Origin of the sequence: Mesorhizobium sp. LSHC412B00, assembly GCF_000503035.1 — a bacterium.
Classification (GTDB): Bacteria; Pseudomonadota; Alphaproteobacteria; order Rhizobiales; family Rhizobiaceae; genus Mesorhizobium.
This window is the reverse complement of the sequence record NZ_AYWB01000013.1, coordinates 1-14,018: the sequence shown is the minus strand read 5'-3', so window position 1 is coordinate 14,018 and position 14,018 is coordinate 1. Positions and strand designations below refer to the sequence as shown.

The 14,018-nt window shown below is 63.9% G+C and carries 14 protein-coding genes; 9 read left to right on the top strand and 5 right to left on the bottom strand.

The window, feature by feature from the left end; genetic code table 11:
• Positions 1-98 precede the first annotated feature (98 nt).
• From X757_RS143740 to X757_RS143750, 3 genes are read left to right on the top strand one after another with little or no spacing between them, the layout of a single operon-like run.
• Positions 99-980, top strand: a complete 882-nt coding sequence (locus X757_RS143740) for a metal ABC transporter solute-binding protein, Zn/Mn family (protein WP_023727024.1) — start codon at positions 99-101, stop codon at positions 978-980.
• 26 nt (positions 981-1,006) lie between these two features.
• Positions 1,007-1,801 carry a metal ABC transporter ATP-binding protein gene (locus X757_RS143745; protein WP_023685455.1) on the top strand — a complete coding sequence of 265 codons (795 nt, stop codon included), beginning with the start codon at positions 1,007-1,009 and terminating at the stop codon, positions 1,799-1,801.
• Positions 1,785-2,612, top strand: a complete 828-nt coding sequence (locus X757_RS143750) for a metal ABC transporter permease (protein WP_023727023.1) — start codon at positions 1,785-1,787, stop codon at positions 2,610-2,612. The genes X757_RS143745 and X757_RS143750 overlap by 17 nt, the downstream gene beginning before the upstream one ends.
• Before the next feature lie 692 nt (positions 2,613-3,304).
• Here the strand turns inward: X757_RS143750 and X757_RS143755 are convergent.
• Entirely contained in the window at positions 3,305-3,658 is a 354-nt protein-coding gene (locus X757_RS143755) for a cupin domain-containing protein (RefSeq protein WP_023672492.1), read from the bottom strand.
• A 460-nt stretch (positions 3,659-4,118) separates the two neighbouring features.
• Between X757_RS143755 and X757_RS143760 the strand changes: the two genes are divergently transcribed.
• Positions 4,119-6,074, top strand: coding sequence for an acyltransferase family protein (locus X757_RS143760; protein ID WP_023727022.1), 1,956 nt, complete (start codon positions 4,119-4,121; stop codon positions 6,072-6,074).
• Between the two features lie 50 nt (positions 6,075-6,124).
• Here the strand turns inward: X757_RS143760 and X757_RS143765 are convergent, their stop codons facing one another.
• Positions 6,125-7,117, bottom strand: coding sequence for an HNH endonuclease (locus X757_RS143765; RefSeq protein ID WP_023727021.1), 993 nt, complete (start codon positions 7,115-7,117; stop codon positions 6,125-6,127).
• Between the two features lie 243 nt (positions 7,118-7,360).
• Between X757_RS143765 and X757_RS143770 the strand changes: the two genes are divergently transcribed.
• Entirely contained in the window at positions 7,361-8,635 is a 1,275-nt protein-coding gene (locus X757_RS143770; protein ID WP_023727020.1) for a DUF763 domain-containing protein, read from the top strand.
• Positions 8,636-8,782: 147 nt separating this feature from the next.
• Positions 8,783-9,550, top strand: a complete 768-nt coding sequence (locus X757_RS1000000165815; RefSeq protein ID WP_156933462.1) for a hypothetical protein — start codon at positions 8,783-8,785, stop codon at positions 9,548-9,550.
• Positions 9,551-9,607: 57 nt separating this feature from the next.
• On the opposite strand, the gene X757_RS143775 is transcribed toward X757_RS1000000165815, so the two are convergent.
• Complete coding sequence (locus X757_RS143775) at positions 9,608-10,492, bottom strand: NmrA family NAD(P)-binding protein (RefSeq protein WP_023730350.1); 885 nt, start codon at positions 10,490-10,492, stop codon at positions 9,608-9,610.
• Positions 10,493-10,695: 203 nt separating this feature from the next.
• On the opposite strand from X757_RS143775, the gene X757_RS143780 reads away from it, so the two are divergent.
• Positions 10,696-11,004 (top strand): hypothetical protein, encoded by a 309-nt coding sequence (locus X757_RS143780; protein ID WP_023727019.1) that lies wholly within the window; start codon positions 10,696-10,698, stop codon positions 11,002-11,004.
• 65 nt (positions 11,005-11,069) lie between these two features.
• On the opposite strand, the gene X757_RS143785 is transcribed toward X757_RS143780, so the two are convergent.
• Both X757_RS143785 and X757_RS143790 read right to left on the bottom strand, forming a co-directional pair.
• Positions 11,070-11,669: a DUF6456 domain-containing protein gene (locus X757_RS143785; RefSeq protein WP_023727018.1), complete on the bottom strand. Its 600-nt coding sequence runs from the start codon at positions 11,667-11,669 to the stop codon at positions 11,070-11,072.
• Between the two features lie 327 nt (positions 11,670-11,996).
• Positions 11,997-12,689 carry a GcrA cell cycle regulator gene (locus tag X757_RS143790; protein WP_023689006.1) on the bottom strand — a complete coding sequence of 231 codons (693 nt, stop codon included), beginning with the start codon at positions 12,687-12,689 and terminating at the stop codon, positions 11,997-11,999.
• An 80-nt stretch (positions 12,690-12,769) separates the two neighbouring features.
• Here X757_RS143790 and X757_RS1000000168605 point away from each other — a divergent pair, with 80 nt between their 5' ends.
• Complete coding sequence (locus tag X757_RS1000000168605) at positions 12,770-12,970, top strand: hypothetical protein (protein ID WP_023709399.1); 201 nt, start codon at positions 12,770-12,772, stop codon at positions 12,968-12,970.
• A gap of 260 nt (positions 12,971-13,230) precedes the next feature.
• On the top strand, positions 13,231-13,893 hold the full coding sequence (locus tag X757_RS143795; RefSeq protein WP_023727016.1) for a S24 family peptidase: 663 nt from the start codon (positions 13,231-13,233) through the stop codon (positions 13,891-13,893).
• Positions 13,894-14,018 lie beyond the last annotated feature (125 nt).

Sequence of the window (14,018 nt, the reverse complement as noted above, 5' to 3'; positions counted from 1 at the left end):
CAGCCGTATTTTCGACGCAAACGTTATATTGTTACTGTTATACAGTTACACAGCCGCCTCTCCGGCGACATACCTTTCAGACTGCAAGGAGACCACGGATGCGTCGCATTCCCTTTCTCGCCGCGCTGCTCGTCGCGGTGCCGCTTTTGACCGGCACGGCTGCCCGCGCCGAAGACAAGCTGACCATCGTGGCGGCCGAGAATTTCTATGGCGACCTTGCCCGCCAGATCGGCGGCAGCAACGTCGCCGTCACCAGCATCCTGGCCAATCCCGATGACGATCCGCATCTGTTCGAGACCAGCCCGTCGACGGCGCGCACCATCGCCGACGCCAAGATCGTCATCTACAACGGCGCCGACTACGATCCGTGGATGGACAAGCTGCTGTCGGCCTCGACAGCCAAGGATCGCACGACCATCGTCGCCGCCGACCTGATCGGCAAGAAGTCGGGCGACAACCCGCATCTGTGGTACGACCCGGCGACGCTGCCGGCCATCGCCAAGGCGCTGAGCGCCGATCTTGCCAAACGCGATCCGGCCAATGCAGCGCATTACGAGGCCAATCTCAAGGCATTCCAGACCTCGCTCGAGGCCATTGACAAGGAAATCGCCGAGGTCAAGAACACCTATGCCGGCACCGAGGTGACGGCTACCGAGCCGGTCTTCGGCTACATGGCGGAAGCGCTCGGCCTGAAAATGCTGAACTACGATTTCCAGGTGGCTTTGATGAACGATGCGGAGCCGAGCGCCACGCAGGTGGCGGCGTTCGAAAACAGCCTGAAGGACGGCTCGGCCAAGATCCTGTTCTACAATTCGCAGGTGACCGACGAGGCAACGACAAGGCTGCTCGACATCGCCAGGCAGAATAAGGTCACTGTCATCGGCGTCACCGAGACGGAACCGGCGGGGCAGACGATCCAGACCTGGTTCGGCGGCCAGATCGACGCGGTTCAGAAGGCGCTCGCCGCCCGCACACAATGAACGTGACTGCGAATGAATGTGACTAAATGAACGCAATCGAATTCGACAAGGTCACGCTGACCTATGGGGGACGCCGGGTTTTATCCGACGTCTCCTTTTCTCTACCGCAAGGCGCCTTTGTCGGCCTGCTCGGCGCCAATGGCGCCGGCAAGACGACGATGCTGCGCGCCATTCTCGGCCTGATCAAACCGGCCGGCGGCGCCATTTCGGTGCTTGGCAAATCGCCGACGCGCGGCAACGCCGACATCGGCTATATGCCGCAGGCGCGGCGCGCGCTTGGCGATGTCGGCGTCAGCGGCCTCGACTTCGTGCTGAGTGCCGCCGGCGGGCATCGCTGGGGCTGGCCCGTCGCATCGGCTGCCGAGAAGGAGGCGGCGTGGAAGGCTCTTGAAGAGGTGGGCGCCGGCGACCTTGCGCGGCGGCCGCTGGGCGAGCTTTCCGGTGGCGAGCGCCAGCGCATCCTGATCGCTCAATCGTTGATCGGCAATCCGCAACTGCTTCTGCTCGACGAGCCGCTGATCAGCCTCGATGCAGGCCATCAGCGCGCGATCATCGACCTGGTGCATCAGATCGGCGAGCGGCTCGGCATTGCCGTGCTGTTCTGCTCGCACGAGATCAACCCGCTGCTGCGCGCCGTCGACCGCGTGCTCTATCTCGGCAACCGCAAGGCGGCGATCGGCTCCGTCGACGAGGTCATCAGCGGTCCGGTGCTGTCGAAACTCTACGGCACGCATATCAATGTGGTGCGGGTTGCCGGCCGCATCTTCGTCATGGCCGACGATGTAGAACTGGAGAGCGGGGCGCATGTCCACGATCTTTGACTATGAATTCATGCGCAACGCCTTCTATGCCTGCACCATCGTCGGCATCGTTTCGGGCGCGGTCGGCTATTTCCTCGTGCTCCGGGGCCAGACCTTCGCCGGCCATGCGCTCTCCCATGTCGGCTTTCCCGGGGCCACGGGGGCCGGCCTGATCGGGCTGTCGCCGTTTCTCGGCCTCACCGTGTTTACCGTCGTCGCCGGCATCGGCATCGGCCTGCTCGGCGAGCGCGCGCATCGCGACGTCGCCATCGGCATCGTCTTGACGCTGTCGCTCGGCCTGGGCTTGCTGTTTCTGCATTTCTACACCGCCTTCGCCTCGCAGGCGACTAACGTGCTGTTCGGCAATGTGCTGGGCATCAGCCTGCGCACCGTTATCGTGCTTGCGGTGCTGGCGGTGGCGATCCTTGTCGCGCTTTTGCTGATCGCGCGGCCGCTGCTGTTCGCCAGCCTGCAGCCGGAACTCGCCGAAGCGCGCGGCGTGCCGCTCACTCTTGTCTCGACCCTGTTCATGGTGCTGGTCGCCGTCGCCACGTCCGAGGCGGTGCAGATCGTCGGCGTGCTGCTCGTCTTCGCGCTGATGGTGGCGCCTGCAGCCACCGCGCTCAGGCTTACCAGCGGCGTCGGGGCCGGCGTGCTGACGTCCATCGCGCTTGCCGTGATCATCGCCTGGATCAGCCTGACGCTCGCCTTCCTGACCGACTGGCCGACGAGCTTCTGGATCACGGCGCTGGGCGCGGCGGCCTATGTCGTCAGCGGCATCGTCCGGCGCCCGTCGGTCCGAGAGACTCAGAGCGCCGACGCCGGCCCCTGAGGCTTGCCCTCCGGCAGGTCGATCGGGCCGGCTGGGGTGCAAAACTGACGTGAGGGAAATACACCCAAAAAAAGTCAGGTCTACAATCCGGCTCCTGAAACGTTTCAGCCGCGAAAGACAAATTCATCCAATCGCCTAGATCGCGACCTCTGTCGCGCCAAAGGTCCGCTCCGGAGCGGCCGGAACACCCGGAAAACCGCCATTTCAAGCGCATTTTGCAGCGGCGAGAGGCTTGCGCGAGGCCGGCTGGAAAGCTGGCCGGGAGGCGCAAAAGGACCTCCCGCGGCCATTGCGGGCGGCGTTGACAGACCGCGGTGCTGCATGCGTATAGCAAGCTATGGGTCACGCCATGGCCGTGGCGGTTGAGACGGGGCTGGGGGGTTTCGTAACAACAGCATTGACGGCCCGGCGCCGGACGGGCGGCATGCACTCTCGAAGTGCGCCGCTCGCTCTTGGCTGACGCGCCGGCGACCCGGCAGCAGACCTGGCCTGCGTTCTCTCGACCAGGCTCCGCAGAACGCCATCGTCTCAGCTTTTCGATCCGCATCGGTTCGAAGCGAACGAGGTGACGCCCTCTTAACCGATATTCGCTTCGCTACGTCCCCCTCCCCCTGCTGGGCGAGGGGGACGCTGGCGATGAACCGCGCCGGCCGACGTGTATCGGCACGGATCAGACACTCCTGACGACGCGATCAAGCAAGCTTGACGACGAAGTGCTTGGTTACCGGCTCGATGATCTGCCAGGTGCCCTTGAAATCGGCTTCGACCACGAACGCATCGCCCGGACCGACCTCGACCGGCGTGCCGCCATCGGGCGTGATGATGATGCGGCCGGCGATCATGTGCACGAACTCATAGTCGGTGTAGGTGGCGTGATAAGTGCCGGGCGAGGCCCGCCAGGTGCCCGACAGCACCTTGCCATCGGCGGTGGTGTGCTGCACGGCGGTCTGCATGGTCGGTCGGCCCGCCACAACGATCCAGCCCGGTAAGTCGCCGCCCTCGGCATGCTCGACAGCGCCGAATTTGAAAATGGTGGTGTTGGTCATGGGAGGCTCCGTTTGAATTGCATGGCTGCCGGTTGGATAGCCGATGCGTGTGACGGGGGCAACGCAAGGGCCGACCCCGGATGTCGGAGATTTGGCGAAGGAGGCGGGGAGCTAATCTCCCCCATCGAGGGGGAGATGTCGCCGAAGGCGACAGAGGGGGTCGCCGCGCGTGGAGCGCCTGCCTTCACTTGCAGGATTGGGCCAGTCCGGTCGAACCGACCCCCTCTGGCCTGCCGGCCATCTCCCCCTCAAGGGGGGAGATCAGCGGCGTCGCCTCCTCCAATGTTGCACTGCGTTAGATTTGTTGCATTGCGATATCGACCCATAGGGCGGAGTCTTGGTCCGACTGTCAACGGTTGCAGCGCCGTGTCCCGTTGGGCGCAAAGCTGCCGCACGTATGATCCCGGCGCGATCGTTACTCGCCGAGGCGGGGTCATGCACCAGCACGAGGTGGCAAATCGTGTCAGCATCGTTCCGGCCCGATATCGAAGGACTGCGTGCCTTGGCGGTGGCAGGCGTGATCGCCTTTCATTTCGGCTTCACCGGCCTGCCCGGCGGCTTCACCGGCGTCGACATCTTCTTCGTCATCTCGGGCTATCTGATCACAAAACACCTGCTTGCCGAAATCACCGAGACCGGGCGGCTCAACCTGTGGCGGTTCTATGCCAGGCGCGCTCGGCGGCTGTTGCCGGCGTCGCTGTTCGTCATCCTCGCCACACTGGTGGCCGGCGCCTTCATCCTGTCGCCGGAGGAACAATCGCTCTATTCCAAAGGCGCCATGTTCGCCTCGGCCTACATGATCAATCTGTGGCTGATCCGCTGGTCGTTCGATTATTTCGCCGCCGATGCGGCCAGCAACCCGTTTGTCCATTTCTGGTCGCTGTCGGTGGAGGAGCAGTTCTATGTCGCCTGGCCGGCGCTGCTTGTGCTGGCGGCATGGCTGCGCCCCGGCAAGCGCGGCGCGATCCTGGTGATCGGCATTGCCGGCCTCGTCTCGTTCGCCGTCTGCGCGTGGCTCACCACGGTCTCGCAGCCCTGGGCCTTCTATTTCTCGCCGCTACGCGCCTGGGAGTTCGCCGCCGGCGGGCTGGCCAGCATGGTGCCGCAGCAAGTCTGGCAAAACCGCCCGCGGCTCGCCACGCCGCTGGCGTGGCTCGGCCTAGCGCTGATTGCCGGCGCCTATCTTTCCTTCAGCGACGAAACGCCCTTCCCGGGTTTCCTCGCCCTGGTGCCGGTGGCCGGCACCGTGCTGTTGCTGCTGGCAGGAGCGGCGCACGCGCAGCAGGAGAGCGCTAAGAAAAGCCCGATCGAGGCACTGGCGCTGGCGCCGCTGCAATGGGTCGGCAAACTCTCCTACTCGCTCTATCTCTGGCACTGGCCGGTGATCGTGTATGCCACGATGCTGACGCCGGAACTTTCGCCGCTGCAGCGGCTCGGCTGCTTGGCGCTGACGCTGGCGCTGTCGGGGTTCACCTATCATGTCATCGAAAACCCGATCCGCCGCAATGGCTGGCTGATGGCCAGTGCGGCGCGGGCGCTGGTGCCGGCCGTCCTCCTGACCGGCACCGGCGTCGCAGCCGCCTACGCCAATGCCAGGCTTGCCGTCCACGATCTGGACCCTGAGCAGCGCAGCATTGCCGCCAGCGCCGCGCAGCCGTCCACGGCGCGCGCGGCCGGCTGTATTCTCTCCTTTGAGACGGTGACGCCGAAGGCCTGCGTGTTCGGCAACAAGGACGCCGGGCGCTCGATTGCGCTGTTCGGCGATTCGCATGCCGACCACTGGTCGACGCCGCTGATCGAGGCGGCGGCCAAGAACAATTATCGCCTCGTCACCTATCTCAAATCGTCCTGCCGTGCCTCGCGGGTGACGACCTGGAACTGGCGGCTGAAGCGCGACTACACCGAATGCGACCAGTGGCGGGAGCAATCGGTCAAGGACATTATCGCGTTGCACCCGCACATGGTGGTGATCTCGGAATTCTCGATCGGCAATGTGATGAAGGAATCGCCCGAGGAACTGAAGCACGCCGATTGGAACGAGGAGTGGAAGGCCGGCCTGCGCTGGACGCTGGCGGCATTCAGCCGGGCCGGGATCAAGGTCGCGGTAATCCGGGACGTTCCCTACAATGGAAGCTATGCCGACAAATGCGTGGCGCGGGCGCTGTGGCGCGGGCAGGTGCCTGAAGTCTGCGACACGCCGAGGGACGCGGCGGCGAACGACGACATCGCCGCGGCCGAGCGCGACGTCGTGCGCAGCGTGCCCGGCGCCACCTATGTCGACCTGACCAGCCAGTTCTGCGACGCCCAAACCTGCCACGTGTTCATCAACGGCCAACTCGCCTTCCGCGACCGGCACCACCTGGCGACGCCATTTGCTGAATCACTGGAGCCGGTCTTGGAGAAGGCGGTGTTTTAGGGGGCGGCGAGGTAGGGGGACCTGACGGCTGACCGCTCAGTTGATGCGAGCTATGCCACAAACACATCCTCTCGATGGTGAGCGAGGTAAGCCTGCTGCGGCGGGGTGAAGGTGCTAGTGCGCCAGACGGCGGGGGCTTCGGCAAAGCCGAAACTCTGCATCACCAATTGCTCGAATCCGAGCCGCCGCAAATCAGTCTTGTCGACGCGCTGGGATATGAGGACCTGCCCGCTATCTTCAAAACTGATGAAGCCACGGTCAAAGAGGTGGTCGGCATCAGGCGTGAGGAGCAGCCCGTTCATGCCGTCCAAGCGCTCCTGCGCGGAAGCGCATAGGCGCCAAGGCTTGATGTGGCTTGCAATCAGCAACGAGGGATTGGTGACCCCTGTGAGTCGGCACGAGCGCTCCATGGCTTCGACATTGGAACGAAATTTACCTTGGCCGCGACGAGCTTGAATGACGCTCGTCTTTACAGTGTCCTCGAGTTGGAGGTCATCTCGGATACGGCGCTCAACGACGTCCTCTAAAATTTCATTGACGACTTCGAAAGTGAGACTGTTTGCGCCACCACGCCTCAGAGCTTCGCGGTCGAAAGCTGTACCCGCGACAATGGTGTGAAACACCTCTTGCGATACGCTCGCGAGATAGGCGTTTTGACGGCCTGATCCGGAGTTTGGGTCGATGGGCGAGTATCGGGGAGGCAGAAGCGGACCCAATTCGCCAATTATGTCCGACGGGCGCACCGTCGGCAGGAGCGGCGCCCAATACACCGGGAGAAGCCAACCTTCCTCGTTCCAATTGGCTCCAGTGTTCTTGAACTCCGGTGGTTTCGGTGCTGTGAATGCAAACTCCGCTACCCGACCAATATAGCGCACGGCTTGACCGAAAAAAGACAACACGAGGTCACCAGGTGTCGCCCGACGCATATTTTTGTAGAACTCGCTGCGTGCCCCATTCTTCTGAGTTTTGGGCGACCAGAGATATTGCCCGTCGATCTCTTGGCGGGCGGTCTGACTGTGATTTACCCACCAGAATTGCGACATCGTTTTGGTTTTAATAGTTGCCGTCGGCTGGATAAGCTCTATTCGAGACCTGTCTCGCCTTCAAGCAGGGAGCCGACCTTATTGCCAGGTGCGACAGGCGGCGTAACTGCATCTTTCGGCGAGACACCAAGAAGAGCGTAGGGCGACGATAGTCGCCGCCCCCACCCCGCTTGCAAATCGCCCCCCAAATGCCATCTACATCACAGGCGCACCGCCGGTGCGCGGCATCCACGGAGCATTCACTTGACGCAGCGAAGCGGCAGTGCGGACTTGCCGCTGCATGGCGGGCGGGTTCCGAAATGGCTGGGCGATCGTATGACGCGGCTGGGTGCGGTGTTGTGCGAGGCGATCATCCATCACTATGGCCGCGACGAGCTGTTGCGGCGGCTGGCGCACCCGTTCTGGTTCCAGTCCTTCGGCGCCGTCATGGGCATGGACTGGCACTCCTCGGGCATCACCACCTCGGTCGTCGGCGCGCTGAAGCGCGGGCTAAACCCGATGTCGCGCGAGCTCGGCATCCATGTCTGCGGCGGGCGCGGCGCGCATTCGCGCAAGACGCCGCAGGAACTGACCGCCATCGGCGAGCGTGTCGGCATCGATGGCGCGGCGCTCGCCACCGCTAGCCGCCTGGTCGCCAAGGTGGACAGTGCGGCCGTGCAGGACGGCTTCGACCTCTATCTGCACGGCTTCATCGTCACCGACGACAGCCGCTGGGTGGTGGTGCAGCAAGGCATGAATGGCGACAGCCGCCAGGCGCGGCGCTATCACTGGCTGTCGGAAGGGCTGACCAGCTTCGTCGACCAGCCGCATGCGGCGATCCAGGGCGAGCGGCAGGGCGAGATCGTCAACCTGACCGACCATCGCGCCGCGCCGTCACGTAGCGGCCAGATCGACCTGTTGAAGACCATGAGCCCGGAGCGGATCCTCGACGAGCTTGCCGTGCTGGAGCCGCCGCCGAAATCACCGGCCGCGAAATCATCCGCGCAGCCGATGCTGCCCAATCTGGTGATGCCGGCGCATCATGACGTGCGCGAGAGCGACATCGTCATGCACCGGCTGCACGGCAACATTTCCGCCGCCATCGAAAGCGGGCCGGCCGATTTTCCCGAGCTGCTACTGGTGCCCGGCGTCGGCGCGCGCACGGTGCGGGCGCTGGCCATGGTGGCGGAAGTGGTGCATGGCGCGCCCTGCCGCTTCTCCGATCCGGCGCGCTTCTCACTTGCCCATGGCGGCAAGGACCGGCATCCCTTCCCGGTGCCGCTGAAAGTCTATGACGAGACGATCGCGGTGCTGAAATCGGCCGTCGGCAAGGCCAAGCTCGGCCGCGAGGAAGAGCTTGGCGCGCTGAAGCGGCTGGATGGCGAAGCGCGGCGGCTGGAGCGCTACGTCACCGGGCCGAGCCTTAAGGAGATCGTCGCCGGCGAGTTCGACCAGTCGCACCTGCTTGGCGGGCGCAGTGTGTTTGGGTGGGAGACGGCGGCGGAAAGCGACGACGGTTCAGACAGGGGCCGCCAGTAGCGGCCTGTCCATCATGCAGAGATAGTGCGCGGCCGATAGAAACACGTGCTCGGCTTGTTTTGATAATGCTTGCAAAGACCCATTTCTCAAGTGATGCTCTGCCAGGCGAGGCTCGGCATGAAGACATTCGCATGGACGTTGGTTTTCGTGCTGCTGGCGATTGGCGGCGCGATCGCCCAAACGACGCCTGAGCCTGCCATACTGGCATATACACCGCCGATGCACTTCGTCGTTGTACGCAACAGCACGCCAGGATGCGAGCCGACATGCCCGGAATGGATTTCGGCGGAAGGTCACATCGTGGCCGGCACGCCAGCTTTGCTGAAGGCCTTGCTGAAAAAACTCGGCCCCCGCAAATTGCCTTTGGCGTTGAATTCCCCGGGCGGCGAGACCGATGCGGCGATGGCGCTTGGCCATATGATCCGCGCCAGCGGGCTCGACACGATGGTTGGCAAGACGGAGTTCTCCGAATGCGCGCCAGACACAAAAGCCTGCGGGCCGGGCGACCTCCGCTTCGGCGTCGCCAACCCCGTCGGCGCAGTCTGTTCGTCAGCTTGTACGATGGTTCTTGCGGGCGGCGTACGGCGCCTGGCAGACAGCCGCGCCTTTGTCGGCATTCACCGGATCATGCTGCCGACCGCCAAGAAAATCCACGGCAAGAAGACCATCGTCCTCGTTCCGATACCCAAATGGTATGAACGCAAGGTCGACAGCTATTTCACCGAGATGAAAGCAGGTTCGTGGATCGTATCGGCCATGCAAAAAATACCCGACGACAGCATACGATACCTCGTGACATACGAACTTTTGGACCTGAATCTGATAACCGAAACCGGTCACGGCGACACGCGCACCTCCATCGATATCTGCAAGACCACGCCGCCGGCGGGCAACTGCCGAACGGTCAGGCAATAGGAATAGCGGGCCACGTAGGTCGTCGAAGCGCCTGTTTCTCAACAGCAACCCTTCACTTTACGCGGCACCCTTCAACAGGTCTTCCGGCCGGCCCTCGACGAGCGCAGCAATATAGCTTTCCAGGCTGGTCGTGCCGCGCTCCGGGTTTTCCGGCTCCGCCGGCTTGTCCAGCGTGGCCCCGGTCATGCGGGTGTAGGACTCGGCCGCCGCTTTGGAGAAGCCGAGTTTTTCGTAGGTTTCTGTCCAGCGCTCGCGCGGCACCGTGACCACGCGCACGTTTTTGCGCAACGCCGCACTGAAGGCTGCGGCGACATCGGCGGCCGAGTAGCGCCGAGGGCCCTCGATATAGTGCGTGCCGGTCTTGTCCGTCGGCTCCAGCAGACGTCTCGCCGCGGCCTCGCCGAGATCCTGCGGCGCCACCATCGGCAGCTCGAAATCCGCCGGGAAGAAGGAGGTGATGACGCCGTCGCGCCGCGCCGTCTCCAGGGCCTGATCCCAGTTGCTCATGTAATAGGCGGCGCGGTTGATGCTTGCCGGAATGGCCTGGGCCTTCAGCTTCTGCTCGAGGCCGTAAAGGACGGTGAGATCGCCGACACCCTCGCCGGCCTGCGCGCCGTAGGTCGATTCCGCCACCAGCTTTTCGAGGCCGGAGCCCTCCAGCGCCGCCGCAATGGCGCCAACCGTCTTGCGCTCCTCGGCGTCGGTGTCGGTCGATGGATCGGCCGGCGGGTTGAGCAGAAACGCCCGCTTGCCGCGCCGCAAGACTTCACGCAGCGCCTCGACATCGAGCACATCGGCAACCGCGGCCTCCGCGCCCTGTTCAACCAACCATGCGGCCTTCGACTCGTCGCGCGTCACCACCGTGACATCCTCGCCCTGCCGCAACAGCGCCATTGCCGCCGCCGAGCCGACATGGCCGGTACCTCCAAGAATGACATGCATGGTCTCGTCCTTCCCTTGCTGATTCATGCCGGATTAATGGCTGGGGCGGCGAAGGGTTCAAAAATCGGGGGACGATGCTGACAGGAGGTGACGCTGAACTTCCTCGCAATGCACGGCGCAGGGGTCGTTCGCATCTTGCAAAATTATGGAACGAGGTCGTGCCCAGCGAGTTATATTAGCGCAACCTTGAATAGGAGGCAGCTATGAGAAAGCTCCTGCTTGCTTCGGCTATCGCTATCACTGCGGCGGCGGCGATGATCGCCCCGGCGAATGCCGGCGGGCGCGTCGTGATCGGCATCGGCAACGGCTACTATGACGATGACTACAATGACAGCTATGGCGACTATTACGATCGCTTCGCTCCTCGCCCCTACTACCAGTATGATGCCTACGACAACGGCTTCAGGTACCACAGGTATCACAGGCACCATCGCCATTGCCGTATAGAGTTGGTCAAGCATTGGCGCCATCATCACAGGATCGTCGAGGAAATTCGCGTTTGCGAACGGTGATCCGATGGGGTGAAACCGGTCGGCCGGCATCTGCCGGCCGGCCGCTTCCTGCGCGGCTGCCGGCCTTATCGCGGCTTCCGCATCAGCATCATCCCGTAACCCACGGCCAAAAGGTCGAGCCCGACCTTCAACAGCTTCACCACCACATCTCGTCCCTCGCCGGTGCGTTCGGCGAGCGCCTTCACCGACTGGCCTTCGAGGCAGATTTTGCGAACCACCTCCGCCACTTCCCAGTGGGCCATGGCGGCGATGGCATGGGTGTGGGCGCGGCCGGCGTTGAGCACGCGGTCGGGGATGCCGCCATTGATGCGGCCGCCGTCAATGCGCTCTTCCCACGGCATCGGCCGCAGCCCGTCACGCGAGGCGCGCTCGAAATCGTCGCGAAACCGCTGGGCGGCCTCACGCTGCTGGCGGGTCAGCGAGGTGATGCCGACCAGCGGATCGACATTGCGCACCCGCACGATGCCGCCGGTCGCGGTGTAGCCGTCATTGGAGACCTCGTAGACGCGCCGCGCCTCTTCGGTGCCGACGCTCAACCGCTTGCGGCCGAAGCGATCGTCCTTCAGCGCGAAATCATGGCCGATCTCGCGGCGGATGCGCACCTGCTCGGCTTCGCCCGCAGGCAATTTCGGCGGTTTGGCTTTCTGCGCGGTTTTTTTGCTCATCGGGGGATCCTTGTGGGATTGGGTTGTTGAGCCGGAAGGTTGGCGTTCCTTCGCGCCCCCCTCTGCCCTGCCGGGCATCTCCCCCACTTGGGGGGAGATTGGCAGTTTCGGCGGCTGCGCCTCTGCAACGTTGGCAATTGGCGAAATCGGCGGCCATATCCGATCGCCCCCCTCGTGGGGGTTGAGGAGTGGTCCGCGAAGCGGACGGAAAGCCAATTGCTTGGCTTTCCGAGCGACGAACGTCCGGCAGGACAGAGGGGGGCGCTGTCCCGCCGGCTTTCGATCATTGGTGGGGTCGTCCGGAGGCGAGGAACGGAGCCCAGCCGCTCACACCACCTCCGCCACAGGTCGGTGGAAACGCGTCTGATGATATTCGCAGTAGCTTTTCAGCGCCCTTGTGCGCAGGCCGCAGCACAGCATCTCGAGCCCCGGCCGACTGCCGGGAGCATCGTTGTCGGGGTCTTCCTCCAGCGTCAGGTCGAGCGGCGCGCGGCAGCGGTCGAACAGGCAGTCGATGAAGCGCATGGCGGCGACATGCGGCTGACGCCCGAGCGAGGCAGGGCGCGGCGCCGGCACATTGAAGCGGTAGATTTCGCCGTCCACCACCAGCCGTCCTTCGCCCGGGATCGAGGGCGCCGGACGGGCTGGCAACAGAGGCCTGGCCGATGGCTGACGGCTCGGTTTGGCGGCCGGTTTGACCGGCGCGGCCTGCTTCGAAACTCCTACTTCCGTTACGGGCTTGCTTGGCTGCGCCGGCGGATTCCTCTTGGCGGTATTCTCGTTTGCCGCAGTCTTCCCCGTCGCATTCTTCCTCGGTCGGCCGCCGGACCTGCCGCCTCTGGGGTTGGCGAAGCCGATGGTCTTCAACGCGCTGTTGCGGTGGACGATGCCGATGATGGCATTGCGCGAGACCGGACTGCCGCGCAGCGCCGTGAAGCGGACGGCGATCCCTGTGGCCGACAGGCCATCCCTCAGCCAGACGGCGATCTCCTGCAATTCGGTGTCGGTATAGGCAGTCATGTCGGTATCCATTGATTGCGCGCGCAAAGGCCGAGCGCCGGCCCCGGGGGCCCACGGGAAAAAATCAGAGCGGATGGTCGGTGCGGTCAGCCGATACTGGCGGCCGGCAGCGAGCCGGCGAGATGCCGCAAGGCGGCTTCGGCGGCCGCTTTGGTGAGGGCGGAAACCGCCCTGCCCGTCAGCCGGTCGAACAGGATGACGGTGCCATCTTCCGTGCGGATGCAGGAAATACCCTGCCCGCCGGAGACAGCCCTTGGCGCACCGGCGGCGCCATGGGCTGAAGAGGTGGCCGGAGCCGGGAGAGGAGCGGCTCCGGCCGTTCCGGTCGATCGGGGGGACGACGGTTCGACCGGATCCGGGGCAGAAGCCCCGGTTTGCGTCCGGACCGGGGAGGAGGACAGCCCGGACGATGGGAGAAAGCTGAGGATGTCTGCGGAAACGCTTGCGATTTGTTCGATCATGCGCTAAGCGTACGATATGTACGAAACGTACGCAAGCGAAATCGTACATATTGGACGATAAATTTCAGGCAATTTGTACGATGCAGGAACCGAGGCACAGATTGCAGCAGGCGCGGGCGGAGGCGGGCTATGCCTCGCCGAGCGACGCTGCGCGGGCATTGCGCGACATCAACAAGAACACGCTGATCAGTCACGAGAACGGTAACCGGCCGCTGTCGCGCAAGGCGGCGGAGAAATACGGCCGCCTGTTCGGCGTCGATCCCGGCTGGCTCTTGTTCAACGGTGACGGCGGCAGCCTTGCGGGGGGCCATTTCGGCTTTGACGAGTCGGGCCGGCAGATCCCGATGCCGTCGCTGGCCACCGTCGATGTGCCCATCGTCTCGTGGATCAGCGCCGGCGAACTCGGCAGCCAGGATACGGTGGTCAATCTCAGCGACTATCCGACCATCCCCACCACCGATCTGGAGCAGGGCCAATGGATTGCGCTGCGCGTCGACGGCCCGTCGATGAACAAGATCTCGCCACCGGATTCGATCATCTTCGTCAACCTCAGGGACAAGCGGCTGGTGACCAATGGCTGCTATGTCATTTCGGACGAAAGCGGCCAGGCCACCTACAAGCGCTATCGCCCCAACGAGAACCCGCCCTTCCAGCCGGCCTCCTACATGGACATCCCGCCGCCGGCGCTCGAAGGCGCCATCACCATCATCGGCCGGGTGAAGCGCTCGATGATCGATATGTGAGGGAGAAGGCGGTGAGGCGCAATCTCCCCCCTCGAGGGCATAGGCGCTAAGATAGCTTTGGCATGGACTGAAACTTGCGCTTTCGTGGTGGTTCGCGCCAGCGATATCGCAAGGCATGGAGTTTT

Excerpts from the sequence above, each read along its gene's own strand:
- X757_RS143750 (WP_023727023.1), top strand. The coding sequence starts at position 1,785 with ATGTCCACGATCTTTGACTATGAATTCATGCGCAACGCCTTCTATGCC.
- X757_RS143785 (WP_023727018.1), bottom strand. The coding sequence starts at position 11,669 with ATGAGCAAAAAAACCGCGCAGAAAGCCAAACCGCCGAAATTGCCTGCG.
- X757_RS143765 (WP_023727021.1), bottom strand. The coding sequence starts at position 7,117 with ATGTCGCAATTCTGGTGGGTAAATCACAGTCAGACCGCCCGCCAAGAG.
- X757_RS143775 (WP_023730350.1), bottom strand. The coding sequence starts at position 10,492 with ATGCATGTCATTCTTGGAGGTACCGGCCATGTCGGCTCGGCGGCGGCA.
- X757_RS143745 (WP_023685455.1), top strand. The coding sequence starts at position 1,007 with ATGAACGCAATCGAATTCGACAAGGTCACGCTGACCTATGGGGGACGC.
- X757_RS143755 (WP_023672492.1), bottom strand. The coding sequence starts at position 3,658 with ATGACCAACACCACCATTTTCAAATTCGGCGCTGTCGAGCATGCCGAG.
- X757_RS143780 (WP_023727019.1), top strand. The coding sequence starts at position 10,696 with ATGAGAAAGCTCCTGCTTGCTTCGGCTATCGCTATCACTGCGGCGGCG.
- X757_RS143790 (WP_023689006.1), bottom strand. The coding sequence starts at position 12,689 with ATGACTGCCTATACCGACACCGAATTGCAGGAGATCGCCGTCTGGCTG.
- X757_RS143795 (WP_023727016.1), top strand. The coding sequence starts at position 13,231 with ATGCAGGAACCGAGGCACAGATTGCAGCAGGCGCGGGCGGAGGCGGGC.
- X757_RS143740 (WP_023727024.1), top strand. The coding sequence starts at position 99 with ATGCGTCGCATTCCCTTTCTCGCCGCGCTGCTCGTCGCGGTGCCGCTT.